14 protein-coding genes are annotated in these 18343 nt (G+C 44.8%); all 14 read right to left on the bottom strand.

Translation table 11 applies throughout. The annotated features are described in order from the left end of the window. On the bottom strand, window positions 1–471 hold a 471-nt coding region (locus tag A3750_RS12315; protein ID WP_156498554.1), incomplete at its 3' end, for a glycosyltransferase family 4 protein. Window positions 472–480: 9 nt separating this feature from the next. Then, complete coding sequence (locus tag A3750_RS12310) at window positions 481–1836, bottom strand: hypothetical protein (protein WP_156498553.1); 1356 nt, start codon at window positions 1834–1836, stop codon at window positions 481–483. Continuing rightward, window positions 1833–3242, bottom strand: a complete 1410-nt coding sequence (locus A3750_RS12305; protein WP_068456241.1) for a polysaccharide deacetylase family protein — start codon at window positions 3240–3242, stop codon at window positions 1833–1835. The genes A3750_RS12310 and A3750_RS12305 overlap by 4 nt, the downstream gene beginning before the upstream one ends. Then, on the bottom strand, window positions 3242–4198 hold the full coding sequence (locus A3750_RS12300; RefSeq protein WP_068456238.1) for a GNAT family N-acetyltransferase: 957 nt from the start codon (window positions 4196–4198) through the stop codon (window positions 3242–3244). Before A3750_RS12300 ends, A3750_RS12305 begins: the two co-directional genes overlap by 1 nt. Beyond that, window positions 4192–5112 carry a sulfotransferase gene (locus tag A3750_RS12295; protein WP_197466304.1) on the bottom strand — a complete coding sequence of 307 codons (921 nt, stop codon included), beginning with the start codon at window positions 5110–5112 and terminating at the stop codon, window positions 4192–4194. The genes A3750_RS12300 and A3750_RS12295 overlap by 7 nt, the downstream gene beginning before the upstream one ends. A 35-nt stretch (window positions 5113–5147) precedes the next feature. Further along, a complete protein-coding gene (asnB, locus tag A3750_RS12290; protein ID WP_068489919.1) occupies window positions 5148–7097 on the bottom strand; it encodes an asparagine synthase (glutamine-hydrolyzing) in 1950 nt (649 codons plus the stop codon). A gap of 3 nt (window positions 7098–7100) precedes the next feature. Then, window positions 7101–8117 carry a sulfotransferase gene (locus A3750_RS12285; protein ID WP_068466675.1) on the bottom strand — a complete coding sequence of 339 codons (1017 nt, stop codon included), beginning with the start codon at window positions 8115–8117 and terminating at the stop codon, window positions 7101–7103. Further along, a complete protein-coding gene (locus tag A3750_RS12280; protein WP_068466673.1) occupies window positions 8110–9345 on the bottom strand; it encodes an oligosaccharide flippase family protein in 1236 nt (411 codons plus the stop codon). Before A3750_RS12280 ends, A3750_RS12285 begins: the two co-directional genes overlap by 8 nt. Window positions 9346–9353: 8 nt before the next feature. Beyond that, entirely contained in the window at window positions 9354–10460 is a 1107-nt protein-coding gene (locus tag A3750_RS12275) for a DegT/DnrJ/EryC1/StrS aminotransferase family protein (RefSeq protein ID WP_304439009.1), read from the bottom strand. Further along, entirely contained in the window at window positions 10453–11112 is a 660-nt protein-coding gene (locus A3750_RS12270) for an N-acetyltransferase (protein WP_068452703.1), read from the bottom strand. The genes A3750_RS12275 and A3750_RS12270 overlap by 8 nt, the downstream gene beginning before the upstream one ends. Beyond that, window positions 11109–12077, bottom strand: a complete 969-nt coding sequence (locus tag A3750_RS12265) for a Gfo/Idh/MocA family protein (protein WP_068452706.1) — start codon at window positions 12075–12077, stop codon at window positions 11109–11111. Before A3750_RS12265 ends, A3750_RS12270 begins: the two co-directional genes overlap by 4 nt. After that, the gene (locus A3750_RS12260; protein ID WP_068452709.1) at window positions 12074–13075 is read right to left on the bottom strand and encodes a Wzz/FepE/Etk N-terminal domain-containing protein; all 1002 of its coding nucleotides are present in this window, start codon (window positions 13073–13075) and stop codon (window positions 12074–12076) included. The genes A3750_RS12265 and A3750_RS12260 overlap by 4 nt, the downstream gene beginning before the upstream one ends. Window positions 13076–13516: 441 nt before the next feature. Next, window positions 13517–16219 (bottom strand): SLBB domain-containing protein, encoded by a 2703-nt coding sequence (locus tag A3750_RS12255; protein ID WP_068452712.1) that lies wholly within the window; start codon window positions 16217–16219, stop codon window positions 13517–13519. Between the two features lie 1078 nt (window positions 16220–17297). Continuing rightward, window positions 17298–18343: zinc-binding alcohol dehydrogenase family protein (locus tag A3750_RS12245; RefSeq protein WP_231871809.1), on the bottom strand; the 1046-nt coding region annotated here is incomplete at its 5' end.

Genomic DNA, 18343 nt, shown 5'->3' with positions numbered 1-18343 from the left:
ACTAACCGTAATCACCCTATTAGCAAATCGAATAAATAGACTCTCTATAAAAAATAATAACTTAATGCTGCTTTTTGATTGACCTGGCTTTTGATTGATTTCGTATTCATGCGCATCGTAAACAACTTTAACTCGCCCGAAACGAACAAGTTTGATAAGCGCTCCGACTGGCAGCGTATTAAGATCATTACAATGAATTACGTCAGACTTTCGAATTAAAACAGTTAAGCGGAGCACCAACTCAAGATATTTTATTAGCTGTATGAGTTTATGTTTAGCCCATTTTTTGGTCCAAAGCTTTAGTCTCACAACCTGATAAAAAGTGCTTTGCTCAACCTCCTTAAGGCCTTCTTCGTGCAACGCGTAAATTGTAACTTGATAACCTGCCTTTCCTAGAGACTCCACCTCCTTCATTACACGGCTATCATTCTCGAACGTATTGAGAACCAATGCTGAAATATTCTTATTCATAATTAGAACTCACGAAACAACCAATGTTTTACCGGAACGGCATCCTAACTTTCTTCGACACATCAGCGTGATAAGTAGCACTAGCGCCACCAGCACCCACAAGGGCATGTCGACGATGTAATTACTAATGCCTGACGTCGCCAAACTCTTGAAATGCAATAACAGCCAAACGTTCAAACCAACGACTATAGGGCTTATGCAAATAGTGTTGACGAAAAAATCTAGTACCGCTAGCATAAAACCCACGAAAACTGCCGGAATTAACAACCCAAACCAGCCGAAGTTAGCATAAAGCTCCGTCCAAAACACCGAGGGAGAAGAACCCACAATCCCAGAGCGCGCCTCTGCAGGAAACCTCCACTGCATCAGCTCTACAGTTAAACGGAAGTGTTCAAAAGGAAGAATACCTGCTGGGTTCGGGAAACTTCTCCCCAACAAAAAACCTTGCTGATCGGGGACAAACTCTAAATAAAAATATGATGACCCAGTGCTCCCCGTCAATGCTCTTGAAAAAGCGTGCTGAACGGCAGCCAATGCATCGCCGCTACCCATAAAAACTTGGTACGCAAGGATTAAAAAAGCTAGCATTAATCCAATGGAAAATAGAGCACCACCAACTCTTATTCTCCCCCTATTTTTAACTATAGTGTGGACCAAAAACAAACCTAAAATAAACCAAGCAAAGGGGGCTTTTTCTGTCGCCATCAATGTACTAAAAGCTACCAATAGGAAAGACAAGAAAAACATAAAACCAGCAAGTTTCTTCTTGGTTAACCGCCATTGAGCAAAAAAGGAAAAAGCTACCAGCTTCGCTACATCATGCATAAAAAGGGAGTACCAGTGATATTTACCTGAAAAATTATTTCCCATCTCACTTCGCACAAACTTTGAGTCTTCCCCCCCCCCCATTATTGAAACAAGCAAAGCTACCTTAGGTATTTGAACTAGGTAAAGCAAAAGCACTAAAAGAGAAAGAGTTAAAAGCACAAACAGTGCAAAATGCTCAAAAGGTAGCAACTCATTGATAAAAACAGATCGGTTAGGCTTTAACCTCGAAGTAGCAAATGCCCTAGCAAATAGAAAAAACCCCAAGACCATGGAAACAATTGTAAAGCTCGACGCCATCCATGCAGTGAGAACCAAGTCTTGACGCTCTATACCAATAGCAACCCGATAATCGATTAATTGAAAATAAAGTAGAAAATACCCAGCGTAACCAAGAAGAATCATTGAGACAAAGGTAAATGACGGTATTGATAGACGAGTTACTGGGTAACCAATCTTATTCATTATCCATGAGAACAAAAAAGGGATAACAAAAAATAGTATGACAAACAAGAAGTCCTGCACCATAGCTTTAATCAAACACCGCGCAATGTAGCGTTAAGAACACTAAAAAAACCATTTTTGATGTCGATAGAAGAAAGCGACGAATTGTGCCAAAGCAAAGCAAAGTCACCATTGACTTGATAGCAAGTAGTTTTCATTCGGTGCATAAACTTGAGAGCTTCTTCCGTGACGCCTAAATCCATATAGCGATCATCAATGACCGTACATTCCATAACCACCAACGGTCGCTGCTTTAAACGAAGCTTCTCCTGCTTTTGCCAACTCCACATACTGAACTCATGACATGTACCAAACCTAAAGCCAGCATGGTCGGCATAACCGCCGGTTGTATCGTATTCAAAGCCAGCATCATCTAACAAATCTGGCGTAATAGACGAATCCCAACGCAGATAGTGCTGCCTGTTGCCTTTAATCTTTTGCCCTATTCCTAACTCTCGTAAAGTTCCTTCCAACAGGGCTTTTTGCTTTTTAAGTTTGGTGCCATCTTGATATGTCTGATAACTACCATGCACACCTATTTCGTGGCCACGCTCATCGATCTTGATCAAAAGCTCTCGAATATCCTTATCTTTAAGCGAATAATCACCATTGCCAGGTTCAATCGATTCAGGAATGAAATAAAAAGCCGCTTTTAAACCATTCTGCTCACACACATCCATGTACCAATCAAAGGTGTAATTTGGGTCAAACCGAAAATCACCTTTTTTATTGAAATGATATCGCTGTATGCGCTTTAACGCTTCAGTAACACTTTTTCGTTTAAGCAGGTCTGCAGCACACGTTCGTAGTAATCTTGGTAAGGTCTTTACTGTCGGGTCAAATGGCGTATCTGCATCACAGCTAACAAATATTTTTGGGGTGCGCTCTTTTCGTTGTAGCTCTGGCCAAAGCTTGGTCATACAAGCCCATAACAATTCGACATACTCGTCGACTATCGGACGTTCAAGAAAGCCATATTTATATGCAAGAGAAGCCTTAGCTGGGAATCTATCGTGCTGATCTCGCTCAGGACTGACTAACTCTTCAAAGCGACTGAGCATAAAGAAGATGGTACCGAACAAGTCAAAATCAATCTTAATATTCGAGCCAATCTTTAGGTTTGGCGAACCAAACATAACAGGGATGTCGTTTTTGTCTTTAAAGCCGGACTGTTCTTCCAGACCTAACTCTAGTGACTTTAGAAATAAACATTCGACTTGGTGGTCAGAAAAATCGAAAGCCGAGATTTCATTACATTCCAATTCAATTATAAAATTCGTCTGTATCTGTATAGACTGAGAGTGATTATCGAGCGAAATAATTACCCTATCACAGTCCTTATATTCAACCCTGTATTCCTGCCCTAACCATTCATCAAAAACGATACTTAGCGTGTAATCAAGAAAAGGCTTAACCTGAGTTGGTGCTGTAACCGTCAACATTAACGAGCAGCCTTAAGTGCTTTAGCTAAACGAAGCCAACGATTTGGTGTATGCGAAATCTGAAAATAGGGCTTTTGCATCGCACCAAAACCTCTAAAAAATCGTTCGATGGGCTCAATCATTGACCCCTCAAAATCAAAGCGTTTCGTAACCGTCGATGCAAACTTAATTGCTTCCCACATACAAAGACTAGTTGCACCGCTATTGCGCAACTCAGGATCGCCCCCTCCCATCAAGTAATAGGCCGAATGCTTATCCCAAACGATCAACACACCTGCGTGAGGCCTTTCTTGCTCATCGTAAGCAACAAACCATTTAACACCCTGTTTTTTCATACAAGCTTCAACCAAGCTATTAACAAACGACCTATCATTAGCCATTTGCATATCTTGGCGCGCAAATGTCTTTTGATTTAAGGCGAGAAACTCTTCAAGCGGAACATCACTCTTCACCGTAATTTTAACGCGCCCTTGTGCTTTCCTTATCTCTCGACGAATGTTCTCTTGAAAGCCATCAAACACAGAATTAAGATCATCTAGGCTTTCAAGCACGTAGGTATAGCCTGTCGTTTGCTCAAACCCTTTCCAATAAAAGGGCAACCAGTTTTGATTGGTGTAAGACCAATTCTGCCGAAAGCTATCATATGCAGGCAGTTGCTGAATTAGGCTTTGCATCACATCTTTTTCCCGTGCAAGCTGTTTCGCGTATTTGCCGGTACTGGGTCGAATCCAAGGTCCCAGGTGCTGCGTGAGCGATGGCTGGCCAAGATAAGTTAAAGAATTGAGCCGCTTAGTAGTTGTATAAGGCATAGCGCCGACAACCTGCCCGCCTTTCTCCACAAGCGCAACATCCCAAGCATCACCTACTGTTGCGTCAAGCCAAAACGGCTGCAGAAAAATTGGTAGATCTTCTTTTTCGTTAAAGTTAAGGTATTTTTGTTTTGTATCGCTTAGCAAAAGATATCCTTATCAAAATCATACTTTTCGATCGCTGCATCGAGCATACTTAATTCATGTTGAGGAATACTATCTTTGCTATCTTTTTTAAATTCTGGAAAGTCAGAATTACCCTTCTCCTCTAGGCCAAGCCACTCACCCATCTTTTTTACAGCACCCACAGAAAGCTTGTTGTACTGAACCGTCATCACATTTTCGTCTGGGAACAAAGAAAGATCTTCCTTTATTTGTTTTTCTAGGTGATAGACTTGCGCTGCGCACATTTCACCTTCAGTAAGTGCTTGCAACTCTCGGAAGTTCTTAGGGCGGACGCTCCACATCTCATTAGAAGCAACTCCCATTTTTTCCCGTGCTCTTAAAATAGAGCGAACCGTAAACCTTGGATCCCTGCGGATAAATATAATTTTGGCATCCGGCGCAAACTCTTTTATCAAGCGTAAACGCTGCCCCATATTCAAATTTTTAAATAACAAAGGTAAGCCAAACATCCCAGAAACTGCAGATAGCTCTTTACGAATTTGGTCGATTGATTCTTGAGATACCGCACCAGCATCGACAAAATGATCCTCCTTTGACAACCACCGATACCAAAACTGTCCACATTCACTCGGGGCGTGCTCGCCAAACTCAGCGGTGTTGCCATGTTCTGCTACAAAGTTATTGTGTGGCTCTAGACCAAAGCGCCGATGACTTAACCACATTCCGAAAGGTAATTGTTTAAACCAAGACGCGGCCAAATTATCTATGTATTTCACATCATAACAGTTTGTTAGCGCTTGATAGAGAATTGTAGATCCAGTGCGGGGAGCGCCTACAATAAATATAAGACAACTGCGCTGTTTCTTTTTATTGCTTCTAAACCAATAAAAGGGATAGTTAAGTACAAGAATTTCCGCTCGCTCAAAAGTTCTCAAGACATACTTATAAAGTTTTCGTATAAAACTTATCACTAATCACCAAACGAAGGAGATGAAACAAAGTTCTTGAACCACACATTAGTGGAAACTAATTGCCAAATTTGAGTGTAAGGCCGCCTACCTTGCCGATACTCACTGTACCACCGCTCGATCGTAGAAGGATCAAAAACACCCATCTGACCCAGCTCTTGAAGATTATCTCTAACATACTCAGCCAACTCTTTTTTCATCCAGCTATTTAGAGGAAAAGAAAACCCTTTTTTTGGCATTTCTAAGGCTTGTTCCGGCAAAAATTTTCGCGATAATTTCCGCAGCAAATATTTTCGCTCATTATTTTTTAATTTCAAATGAGCAGGAATAGTGTACGCCGCCTCGATCATATTATGATCTAAAAATGGGAAGCGCCCCTCAATCGAGTTCATCATCGTAAACTGATCCGTGCGTTCTACGTGATGATTTCCGACATAGTTTCTCAAATCCATATACGACAAAGCTTCGACAGCACTAGAACAAGGAACCTGCTGAGCATAAAGCTCGCTTACACACTCTACAGGATCAAAACCCACCCCAATTCTTTGATTAAAAAGACTATTCAAGTCATCAACCGGCATCTTTAAAAACAATAAAGAATGGAGACTAGTAGCCGAATCACAACCCAAATATCCACACACCCTTTTTAACCGCGAGCTAGGCATTAATTGACCAAACCGCGCCAAACCGCGAAATGACTTCATCCCCTCCCATACTTTGCACCATTTATAATAATCATAGCCAGCAAACAACTCATCCCCACCTAAACCGTTAAGTGCCACTTTGACACCCTTACCTGCAACAAATTTCGAGACAATATAATTTGGAGAGACACTGTAGAATGGTTCCTCGTACCCAAGGCTGCTACTCTCAATCTCTTGGAGATATTCTCTAGGATCAACGCTTCGCACGTTGTGCTTTATTCCTATGTGTCGAGCAATAACAGAAGCTTCCTCAACCTCATCTTCAATACAACTACCTTTAGAGAAACCAAGTGTATAGGCTTCAGCAGAAGCCCCTTGATCAAATGCCAAAGCTGAAATTAAAGTTGAATCAATACCTCCACTCATGAAAACGCCCACTGGTACATCAGCATGAGTACGCAATATAACCGCCTGCCGTAATTCAGCCTCGATCAACTCAAGCGCATCACCTTCTGTCATTGTACGGTCTTGCGTTCCGACGGGAATATTCCAATAACGTTTTACTTCGACAGCTCCTTGTTTAGAGACTTTCATCCATGTCCCCGGCTCTAGCGCTTTAACGGAACTAAAAGCTGTAACAGGTCGGGGAGACATGCCAAATGCGAAAGAAAGTGCCAATCCGTCAATATTAACGTCCGGTGTATACAAACCCGATGCAATGAGAGTTTTTATGTCCGAAGCAAAAAGAAACAGTTCATTATCGTTAACATAGTAAAACGGCTTAATACCAATTCTGTCGCGAGCACAAAATAATGACTTTTCTTTCTTATCCCAAATCGCAAATGCGAAATCTCCATTGAGCAATTCAAGAGCGCCATCGCCCAAAAGAGCATAAAGCTCAAGTAAAACCTCCGTATCACCTTTCGTTCGCAATCGTACTCCGCGCTTCTCGAGTTCGTTTGCTAGATCTCGATAGTTATAAATCTCCCCATTAAAGGTAATAACATAACGTCCATCAGCGGATGCCATCGGTTGATGACTATCAAGCGACAAATCAATTATTGCTAAGCGGCGATGAACCAAGCCCACCTCACAAGGGCGACTGACTTGCGAAATATGCTCTTGCCCTGCCCTTAGCTCCAGCGAAGTCTCGTCGCCACGAAAACAATTATCATATGGAGCACCCAAGTAATAGCCTTCATCATCAGGCCCTCGCAAGTGCATCTGCCTTGCCATCCGCTCTAAAGGTGTATTTAAAGGTTCACAACTGCTATCACTGGTGAAAAACACACCTCCAATTCCGCACATTTCCTAATCCAGCTTGCTTTTTAAAGATTTAATATGGGCCACCTGTCGTTCTTCACCATCTGTAAGGGATAACAAACCAAATTTTAATTTCAACGTATGAAAAACAACCGCCAGCGCTGAACTTAGCTTCAAGTAACTTCCTCTTATTTTTAACAGTCTAGGAGTATCAGCTTTATACCCCAAATAAGCCATTTCGTTTTTCAAAATTGACTCAATCATCCTAATCTTTCGAAAGGATAGAGCATCCTTGTACTTCCCGAAATTATCGTTGATTGTTGGGTTGTTCAAATTTTCCCATTCTTGTATTGATGTGCTCTCAGACTCAAACGATCTATCACACCCGTTACCAAGCTCAACATCCAAGAATTTGGAAATACGCTTCAATTCCGAAGCCTCTGAAGACACAAACTCCTCATATTTAAGCGTTAGAACTCTCGAACTTAACCGGGCATTTGCAAGTAACTCGATTATTTTCTTTTGCTCTGTTTGCCATAACATAGATAAATACGAGCAATTCCGAACCTGAGATGGACGTTTCAGCTGACTAGCTATAACGTCGCGAGGATCGCGATAAAGAATAAGAAAGCGAGCGTCAGGCAACTCTAGAGCGATCTGATAAGCGAAATCAAATATATGGTTATCTTTACATATATAAGAACTATAGCCCCTGTCCAAAGCATACAACATGTACAATGTATGCATCACGCCAACGATAGTTCTTTCTTTACTAGGCATAAAACGATCATATGCTTCAATGACGTCTTCTGATGAAATGACTCGATCCCAAGGAGAAAAGTGCTCATAGGCTAACGCAACCGAATCTTGGACAAGAGAATAAAAATTTTGGTCGTTACTTAGGTCGCCATAGTAAGGCGCTCGATAAAATAAGTGCTTGAGCATGTGGATAGGAGACGGCCCAAAATAAACTGCCTGACTTTCAGTTATACGCCTTCTAACTAAGTTTGTTCCGCTTCTCTCAGACGCGACAATAAAAAGTGGGCCTAAAGAAGGCTCAGACATAACCATTCCCTTTATCAACAGATTTAGTCGCCAAAATGATAGACACTATTTGGCATATATAAACAGACGATAGCGCCAAAGAAATTGCCATATAAACGGATATCTCTGCTCCAGAAAAAACTTTCGTCAATACAACAGCGCTGCAAATCACAATCAACAGAAATAACTGATATATCAAGCCAAGCTTATTTTTCCCTAATACTGCAAACCCTGCCACAGCCGAAGAGACAAGCGCAAAAAAAACCAATGGCAACATAACCGCTGCATATTGATCAAGTGCACTCCATTTATCACCAAAAAACAAAGCCAATATACCTAAATCAAATACGACATAAGCCAATGGAATTGCCATCAGCCCTACAAGAGTCGTATATCTGATTAGATTCATTGTAAATGGCCAAATCTCATTTTTTTTATACTTTAGTTCGGCAACTCTTTGCATATAAACTCGGTTGACAGCAGATGCTATTAACCCAACAGGCGCAAGCATAACCCTTTGAATCATGCTGTATAAGCCCGCTGAGTGCGCTCCGAAGAACGCGTTAAGAAGAAATATTGGTGCCTGCGCAGACAGCGTACTAACCAACACCGCAGGTGATGAAAACTTTAGAAAATCAATATATTTTCTAATCCATACAAAACACTTTTTATAACTCCAATTCGCACCTAATAAGAATTTCCAGTTAAGTGCTAGGACTACACCCCCGGCGATAGTTACTGCTGAGAAATAGGCCCAAACTAAATTTTGTCCACGACCAACACTCAAGCCAAGAAAGTACGCGACGATAACAAACAAGAAGCTACGTAAAACCAGCACCCATGCCATCTGGGCATACTTCTTTGTACGATTTTGAACAAAGCTTCCGATATTAATGATCGATGAAAACAAGCTGACAAAGGGTAATAGCACCCAATAAGCTTCAATTATTTCAAAGATCACGAACAAAGAAACAATAACTAACGTAAGCGAATGAAGCACTAAGCTTAGAGTCATTGCAACGCTAGCAGCGAGAATGGCATGAATACCAAGGCGAGGAAGCAGAATTGTCATTTCGTATCGGCCAGAGGCAACAGCCGATAAAACACTAACCACGCCAATGAAAATAGCGTAAATACCAAACTCTTCAGGTGTAAATAGTCTCGCCAGAAGGGCATACCCAGCAAGATTGATAAGCTGCGAGACTCCCTGGCCTAGCGTCAGAACCCCAACACTCCTTATTAAAGCCAATGTTCTTCCTAAACCAGATCAACTATCAAGTCGATTTCACTGACACCCAAAAATGCGTTCATCGGCAAGCTCATAACTTCAGCACTTGCTTTTTCAGCCAATGGAAAACTACCCTTATCATGATCCAAGTAATCAAAGCATTCTTGTAGATGTAATGGCATTGGATAATGCACTGCTGTTGGTAGGCCTTGCTCTTTTAACTTCGCTTGCAACGATTCGCGGTTTTTAACGCGAAGGGTGTATTGCGCATAAACAGAGGTACGGTCAGCCTTTACTTGTGGCAAGGTAAAAGCACCCGCCGCACTGGAATCTGACAACTGCTCGTTATACATCAAGGCAACGCTTTGTCTCGCTGCGATCTCATCAGCATAACGGGGCAACTTCGCGAGTAGCACAGCTGCCTGAATGGTATCTAAACGCCCACCAATGCCAATGTATTTATGGTGATAGCGTTTATTCTGTCCATGTACGCGCAGCATTTTAAGCTTCTCGGCGTATTCGTCATTATTAGTGAATACTGCGCCGCCATCACCATAGCAACCTAGTGGCTTGGCAGGGAAAAAGCTGGTGGTGTAGAAATCTCCATGATTCACCTCGCTTTGGCCTTTGTAGGTTGAACCAAAGCTTTGTGCACCATCGATAATGACCTTTAAACTATGTTTTTTTGCAATGGCATTGATCTCATTCATGTCTGCCGGTTGTCCATAAAGGCTGACCGGCATGATGGCTTTTGTTTTTTCAGTGATCGCGGCTTCGATAAGGTTTGGATCGATGTTAAAAGTAAGCGGATCTATATCAACAAATACCGGTGTCGCTTTTAAAAACGCAATGCTTTCGCCGGTCGATATAAAGGTAAAAGGGGTGGTGATCACTTCGTCGCCTGGCTGAATATCCATTGCCATGAGGGCAAGCACCAATGCGTCAGTACCATTTGAGCAGGTGATTGCATGTTTCGCGCCGGTGAATTTTTCCAGCTCTTGCTCTAGCTCGGCAACCTCTTCGCCCATGATGTAATTGGATTTATCCAAAACTGCCTGAATACGCGCATCAATCTCGGCTTTATAAAGCTGGTATTGGTGCTGCAAGTTAGCAAAATCAACTTTCATCTCAGGCATTGGCTGAAACCCCTTTAGGTGTGTATTCGATCATTCCATTTTTTAAAGCGTAAATATCGCCTGTATGAGGGCAAACGCACTCTACAGCGCCTTTATCATCTTTTACTGGCGCTGACACAGGCAAGTCGAGCTTCTCGCCAAAGGCGCTCATCCAACCCACCTGCTTTGCAGGAACCCCGACCATTAAGGCATAGGGTTTGACGTCTTGATTAACAACAGCGCCGGCGCCTACGAAAGAATATTCACCAATCGTAACACCACACACGATGGTGCAGTTCGCCCCCAAGGTTGCGCCCTTTTTAACCAGGGTATTGCGATATTCGTCTTTACGCTCGATCAGTGAACGGGGGTTGTAAACATTGGTGAAGACCATGCTTGGGCCACAAAACACACCTTCTTCCAAGGTCACATTATCGTAAACCGAGACGTTATTTTGCACCTTGCACTTATCGCCAATCACCACCTTATTGCCGACATATACGTTTTGGCCAAGAGAGACCCCCTCGCCTATCTTTGCGCCACCACACACATGCACCCAGTGCCAGACGCGAGATCCGGCACCGATTTGAGCGCCTTCATCAACGATGGCTGTTGGGTGAATCGTCACACTATCCACGCCACTACTTACAACATTATTCGCACCGCTGCTCATGCTTCTTTATCGAACCTATTCACTCTGTTCAGAAAGGGATGATATTCACCCACTAAGCCAAGTGGCGTTTGATTTCGAATATCGGCAACCGTGGTAATTGCTACGCGGTTTTCTTCCAAACCAAAGCCTCGACCCGCCAAAATTTCGTTGTAGCTAATCGTATGTAAATCGGTAAAACCACCGGAGAATTCAATCTCTTCACCATCACAGGTGATCGAACGGAAGGTGCGCTGGCCCGTGGCTTTTACATCATCCGGCACATCGTTGTAGTCAATCGACAAGAACCAGCGAACGCGTGCGTTTTCGTACTCTAAGTAGCCGGCTGACTTTGTGTCTGACTTATAGTGAACAACGTTTTCTTGCAGCTCACCAAAGATAAAATGCAACATATCGTAAAAGTGCACGCCGATATTCGTAGCTATACCACCTGATTTTTCCTCATCGCCTTTCCAGGAATGTAAGTACCATTTGCCGCGCGAAGTAATGTAGGTTAAGTCTACTTCGCACTTTTTGGTCAACTGAGCGTTTTGGATTTTATCGCGCAAGGCAATGATAGATGGATGCACACGCAACTGCAGAATCGTGTTTACTTTTTGGCTTGTGTCTTTTTCAATCTCTTGCAGGCCATCAATATTCCATGGGTTAAGTACTAATGGCTTTTCGCAAATTACATCAGCACCCGCTCGTAAGCCAAAACGCATATGCGCATCGTGTAAGTAGTTCGGTGAACAAATTGAAACGTAGTCGATAGCTGAACCATGATTCTTGCGCTTTAGCTTGTCGATATAACGATCAAAACGTTCAAACTCAGTAAAAAATGCTGCCTCTGGGAAGTGACTATCAATAATGCCGACAGAGTCATTTTTATCGACAGCCGCTACAAGGTTATTATTCGTGTCTTTTATGGCTTTCATATGACGCGGCGCGATATATCCAGCTGCGCCGATTAATGCAAAGTTTTTCATACTTGCTTATCCTTTTGCTTGTTATTTCTATTCTTCTTCGTACCGTAAACAAAACCCATCACTACCCCAAACATTCCGCCAAACAGCGCCCCCATTATGCAGATCAAAGCACGGTTGGGCTTAGATTTTTTTTCTGCAATACGCGGCGCACTAACCTCTCTGAACACGTAATCCCGCGTACCCGATGCCAGCATTAGCGTTTTCGTCTGTTCTTCGATCAAGTCATAAAACACGCTTTGCATGCTACTGAGGTTGGTTTGCTCAATCTGCGCCTTGAGGAAGGTTATATTTGCTTCTGCCTCTTCCGCCGCTTGCTTTTTAAGCTTTGCATTAATTTTTGACACCAGCCCACTAACCCATTGACGAGCAACTTCCGGTGAATAGTATTCGACATCTACAGTTACAAAACCCTTGCCTGGGTCATCTTTAGCAGACAGGTAAAGATCAAACACTTCATACAGCTCCCAAGAACTCGGTTCAGCCTGCTTACCCTTGGGCGGCTCGCGCTTCCAGACTTTAGTCTTCGGGTCGTAAATCTCGGTATTGTAAATCAACTCGTTCGTTTCGGGGTTCCAGCCTTTAACTGCGAACACTTGCGGCGCTATGTTTTGTTCTTGAATAAATTCTTCAATAAACGCCCAGCTTTGGAGAATCTCGAGCGCCTCTGCCGTTTTATTTGAACCTCCTCCGCCGAGATTGATGCCAGCAATTGACGCAAGCCCCCCAAACTGCCCAGCTATCTTGGCCAGGCCGCTACTTGATGCCTCAGCTGGCGCAAGTATAGCGGTACTCTTGTACATATTTGGGAGCGAAAGCGCATAGAAGACAGAGGCGACAGAGAATACAGCAGTGAAGCCGACGATGATCCATTTTCCGCGCATTAGGGCACGCCAGAGCTCGAGGAGATCTATTTCGTCGTCGTAGGGGGGGTGCGCTTGGGGCGCGTTACCTTGTGATCCATTGGGGGAACCTAAAACTGGAGGGTGCTGCTCTGACACTTTTTATTTGCTTCCGTTACTGTAGCGTTCTTATCAGGTTTCGCTTTGATGCGATATAGCATTGGAACTTTTGAGATTTGTTCATAATGCTGTGTTATCCGTTTCTTTTCTGCCGGTACTGACCGGCGGCAGCTTAAGGTCTTTGACTTTCCAAAGCCCCCGACATGGCCCAGGCCACCTTCTCTTGCGCTACGCGCAATTCACCTTGACCCAAAGGCGACCCGGTACCCCAGGGCATACTCTCTCGCTGCGCGATTCACCTTAACGGCTAAAGCCTCTACGAGTTTGCCCCTTCGATAACTTTTTGTGTCTACGAGGCTTCGAGGATGTTATTCGGAATGTCACCCACTCCTTTCAGCCCAATACACTTTAATAACAACATATTAACGTAGGATTTAACAGCCTTGGCTTAGCGTTTATTAATGGCTATACATCAATCAGCTACAAACTTCCCACTGCAGCTGCACCAAGGGCGATTTGGTAGAAGATTTGGCTGACATCACGCCAGAGCACGATGCTATCAAGTTTGTCCGCGTCCAATGGCACCACAATCGTATCTCCGGGGTTGATCTGTGCATCATTGCTAGCAAACCAGTGGCCGTTTTCGGGCAATTGAACGCCACCATTGGCCTTTATGATGTAAATACGCTCGTCATCCGCCTTACTGGTCATTCCTCCGCTACGAGCGATATAGTCGCTGTAGTCTAACGCCGGTTCATACACTTGAGAAATCGGCAACTGTACTTCACCGATAATCGTCACGCTATTTTTGCGTGAAGGGACAACAAGGGCATCGCCACTTTGCAACGGGATGCTATAACCAGGGTCTTCGTTGAGCACTTTTCCTAAATCTATAACCAGGCGGCCGAGAGCAGGCGTTCGTTCCAACTGCTCAAGTAAGCCCCAAGCGGTCTCAACATCGCGATTACGCTGCCCCGTCTCTTTTCCTATCAGTTCCGCTTTCGCAATATCTTCCTGGAGGCGGCGCTGCATTTCTTCGAGGCGACGCTCTTGCTGTTCTTTTAGCTCAACACGAGTAAACACAGCACCCGGAACATAAGCATATTCCGTTACGCCACCGGCGCGCGCGAGCACATCACGTAGAGTGTCGTCTTTATGAATGGGATAGAAACCCGGGAAACGCACTTCGCCCTTTAGCTCTACGTAGTGATCTTCAACCCATTCAGGAATAGCGCGGATCTGTAAAACATCACGACTGTTAAAGGTGAAATTCCGACCAACTTCATTGGTGAGATCGATATCATAACGTGATTGCATACGCTTTTGGTACTGGTCAAAATCGGTCCGACTCACCTCAGCGCTTAGCTTGTAGGCTTTTTCGGTAAGACCACCTGCGGCGTAGATAAGATCTTCGACCGTCATACCATCTACCAACGGAAACGCACCAGGGTAACGAACAGAGCCAGTTACTTTGACCTCTTTTGACGGACTCCCCACATGGGCCTGAGCCCGAAGCTCTTCAAGAATTTCTTCAATGACCCATACGCGCCCCCAGTAAGCCGCTTCTTTCTCATACTCGGTGATGGTGAGTGTTTGGCGGCTATGGGCGCGATCTCGCTCAATTAATTCGCCTCGCCCATCTTTCGCAACCCGCATTGCCTCCACTTCAGCATCAAATTGCCCGAGGCGCGACGCGCCGAAATCATACCCGGTGCCGCTGATGCCTTTCTCTGCACGAATATCTTCAGGGAGCTCATTTTGATCCCTCGGGTAAAGCGCGAACACCAGAATCTCGTCCTGACTTTGCAAAACACGATTTTGCTCGGAGCTTGGATCAGAAAAAACATCCGTCAAGCTAAACGAGACAACCTCAAGCGACTTTTGAGGGCCTGAGTAGCGCTTAATTAAACCATAACGCAAGTCTGCACCAGGCTTAAGCTGGTCCACAGAACTAATGACATCGCTAAGTCGCAAACCTTCACGCCAGTTTTGTATCCCCGGGCGATACACATGTCCACGAACCGCAACGGTGTTCTCAACCTTCTCAAGCACAGAAGCAATGCGCAGCAAATCGCCAGCTTGTGCCGGCTGATCTTTTAACTTGGCGTTTTCTTCGCTGTAGTTAATAACGGTTTTCTGCTCGTTATTAATAATGCGCTCAAGCGTGCTTTTTTTAGTGTAAGCCGACGGCGTTAGGCCACCGGCAAAAGCAACCAAATCGGCTAACGTTTCACCCGGAAGAAACTCATAGATCGCGGGACGACGCACCTCACCATCAATACCCGCAGTATCGCCAACAGGAGGAATGAATACCACATCACCCGAGCGCAATGCCGCATCATTCGAGGTATCACCTTCCAATAACAGCTTATATAGATCGAGCGTTTGTACTAGCTCTCCCCTGCGCTTGAGTTGGATATTTCTCAGTGATCCGGTTTCGCTGATACCGCCACTCAATACCAGCGCATTGGTAATAGTAGAGAGCGAGCTCACTACATAACTGCCAGGCACATAGGCCTCACCCAACACAAAAACTCGGATTGACTTAAGCTGACCCATCGAGATAGAGGACTTCATGCCGATCATGCGCTTAGAAACTTCACTACTCAGCTTCGCTTTCGCCTCGTCAAAGCTAAGGCCAGCCAACGAAATCGGACCCAATTCTGGGAAATACACCTTACCCTCAGCGTCGATACTTAAATCGTAGCTTTTACTTTCTTTACCATAGAGCTGCACCTTGACGTTATCGCCCGGACCAAGGACATAGTCACTTGAAACGGGAATGTCGTTAACCGGCTCAAAAGTACTAGGCGCCCCGGCAAAAAGCTCATAACCGAAGGGCACCAACCTACCTGCCTGATAACGACTTGTAGACTGCCCTTCTTCCGTGGTCTCAATCGGTTGCGGCTTTTGCTCTTGGTTATAGGGGTTTTCTTGCCCCTCTCTTGTTAAGACAGAAACTTCTTGCTTTGCCTCTGCCGGCGCACTCGAGCCACCAGACCCACCTGTAATATCTGAAAGGTTCACGCCATATTGTGCGGCCAACGCTTCTTTTTGCGCGGGGTTCATGGTCATGAACTGGTTGATCATCTCTGGAGTCACCTCAAGCGCTTTGACTGGCAAAGCAAGACAGAAAACGAGCATGGGGACAAGAAAAGATAGTATGCGTGTAAGTCGTTCCATGAAGAATATTCTTATGTTGTGGTGATGCTTTGTGCATGCAGGGTCAGCAAGCACTTTTGTATAGGTAAAGTGTACTACAGGTGGTTTGTGGGCGTAGGGGGGATGTTAGTTACGGTTTGGTTATTTAAGGTTTTTTGGTTGAGGGCGGGCTTTGGATTGAAGGTTTTAGCGCAGGGAGTTTTTTTGGTTTAGCTTGTTTTTTTAAGAGCTTTGCTTTTTTTCATATTCATTCTTGATGGCCCTATCCAAGTTTCGCCTCTATGCGACTTAGGGGCTTCCACAGCCAGGGGCTTTCGCTGTTCTTTCTTGTTGGTGACATGCAGATTTCGTCTTTGAGACGGGTTTTTCTTCTTTTGTGATCTCGCTGTTTACGTCTTCTTATCCGCCGCTTCCGCGCGGCAGACGGGTTAAGATCTTTGACTCGCCAAAGGTCTTAACAATCTAAAGGCGACCCGCAAAGCTCCGCTACGCTTCTCTTTGGACGGGAATAGGCCCTTCGATATCTTTCAGTGCCTTCGAGGCTTCGATGAACTTGCGGTGTTTTGTAGATAGCAGCATGTTTCTGCGATTGTGTTTTCGGGGTTTCTTCGTGCGCGGCAAAATGCCACGACTCTCGCCCTTCGCGAAAGCGGAATTACTCCGTTCAAGCTTTTCGACACACCAATACACATCGAAGTCTCGTAAACACAATTATGTCATCGAAGGGATAAATCCCGTCGAGCGGCGCAGAGCTTTTAGGTGAATCGCGCAGCGAGAGAGTATGCCCTGGGGCACCGGGGCGCCTTTGGGGTGTCAGGGTCTTTGGCGAGACAAAGACCCTGACTCGGCCTTCAGGTCGAAACTTGAACAGAATACCTAAGTCGCCTTAAGGCGAAACTTGTATAAGGCCAGCAAGAAAGAAAGAACATAAAAACCAGAAAAGAATGCGATAAACCTTTACCAAATAATAATCGCAGCAGGATGCTGCTCGCTACAAAGGTGTTGGTCAGGTAACCGCGCATGAACAGAGTGGTTAGAAATGTCGCAGCAGGATGCTACTTGCTACAAGAGGGAGAGCTTACTCCCTCTCGCTAAAAACTTACTCCCACCCCTCGAGGACGAGTTTCCCCATCATTTCCCCGTTCTCGAGCTTTTGATGGGCGTAGCGCAGGTTGGTCGCATTGATGGGCGTAACCGTCTCTTGAAGCGTGCTTTGAAGGATACCTTCATCGAGCAGGCGGGAGACTTCGCAGAGTATGTGGTGTTGTTCGATCATGTCGGGCGTTTTGAACATGGCGCGGGTGAACATAAATTCCCAGCTAAAGCTGGCAGATTTGGCTTTGAGTTTGTTCATTGCTAGTGGCGAGGTATTGTCGACAATGCAGCAGATGCTGCCCTGCGGTTTGATGATGTCGCACATGGCGTCAAAGTGTTGATCAGTGCCGTTACAACAGAGGATGAAATCAGCCTCTTTATATCCCAGCGTCGACATTTGCTGCTTGATATCATCGTAATGACTCACAACATGGTCTGCGCCGTTTTTAACGCACCACTCAATGGAACCACGCTTACTCGCCGTCGCCACTACTTTCAAACCAGCAACTTTGGAGGCGATTTGACACGCGATAGACCCAACGCCGCCTGCACCGCCGATAACCAAGATCGTTTTATCGCTGTTATCTGCCTCTAAGCTAACACCCATACGGTCAAAAAGGGCCTCCCAAGCCGTAAGGGAGGTTAATGGCATTGCAGCCGCCTGAGCGCTACTTAATTTAGTAGGAGCATGACCCACAACCCGCCAATCAACTAGGTGATATTCACTATTGGTACCCTGTCGCGTAACGTCACCCGCATAGTAAACGCGATCACCCTCTTTAACACCACGACATGCATCACCAACTTGAACGACTGTTCCAACCGCATCAAAACCCAGCACCTTCGGTTCAGAATGATCTGGATCCGCTCGTCCGCGCAACTTTGTATCTACCGGATTTACGCTGACCGCCTCAACTTTTATGAGCAAGTCATGCGCCCATGCTTTTGGCGTCGTGATTTCAAGGTCTTGCAGCGACTCGGGATCTGAAATCGCAAGGTGACGGGTAAACCCAACGGCCTTCATTTTTTGATTTGGCATACCAGTACCTT

This window comes from Oleiphilus sp. HI0079 (assembly GCF_001635105.1).
Note: the sequence above shows the minus strand (reverse complement) of the source record. Positions and strands in the feature narration are given on the sequence as shown.

Excerpts from the sequence above, each read along its gene's own strand:
- A3750_RS12305 (WP_068456241.1), bottom strand. The coding sequence starts at position 3,242 with ATGTTGACGGTTACAGCACCAACTCAGGTTAAGCCTTTTCTTGATTAC.
- asnB (WP_068489919.1), bottom strand. The coding sequence starts at position 7,097 with ATGTGCGGAATTGGAGGTGTGTTTTTCACCAGTGATAGCAGTTGTGAA.
- A3750_RS12285 (WP_068466675.1), bottom strand. The coding sequence starts at position 8,117 with ATGTCTGAGCCTTCTTTAGGCCCACTTTTTATTGTCGCGTCTGAGAGA.
- A3750_RS12275 (WP_304439009.1), bottom strand. The coding sequence starts at position 10,460 with ATGCCTGAGATGAAAGTTGATTTTGCTAACTTGCAGCACCAATACCAG.
- A3750_RS12270 (WP_068452703.1), bottom strand. The coding sequence starts at position 11,112 with ATGAGCAGCGGTGCGAATAATGTTGTAAGTAGTGGCGTGGATAGTGTG.
- A3750_RS12265 (WP_068452706.1), bottom strand. The coding sequence starts at position 12,077 with ATGAAAAACTTTGCATTAATCGGCGCAGCTGGATATATCGCGCCGCGT.
- A3750_RS12255 (WP_068452712.1), bottom strand. The coding sequence starts at position 16,219 with ATGGAACGACTTACACGCATACTATCTTTTCTTGTCCCCATGCTCGTT.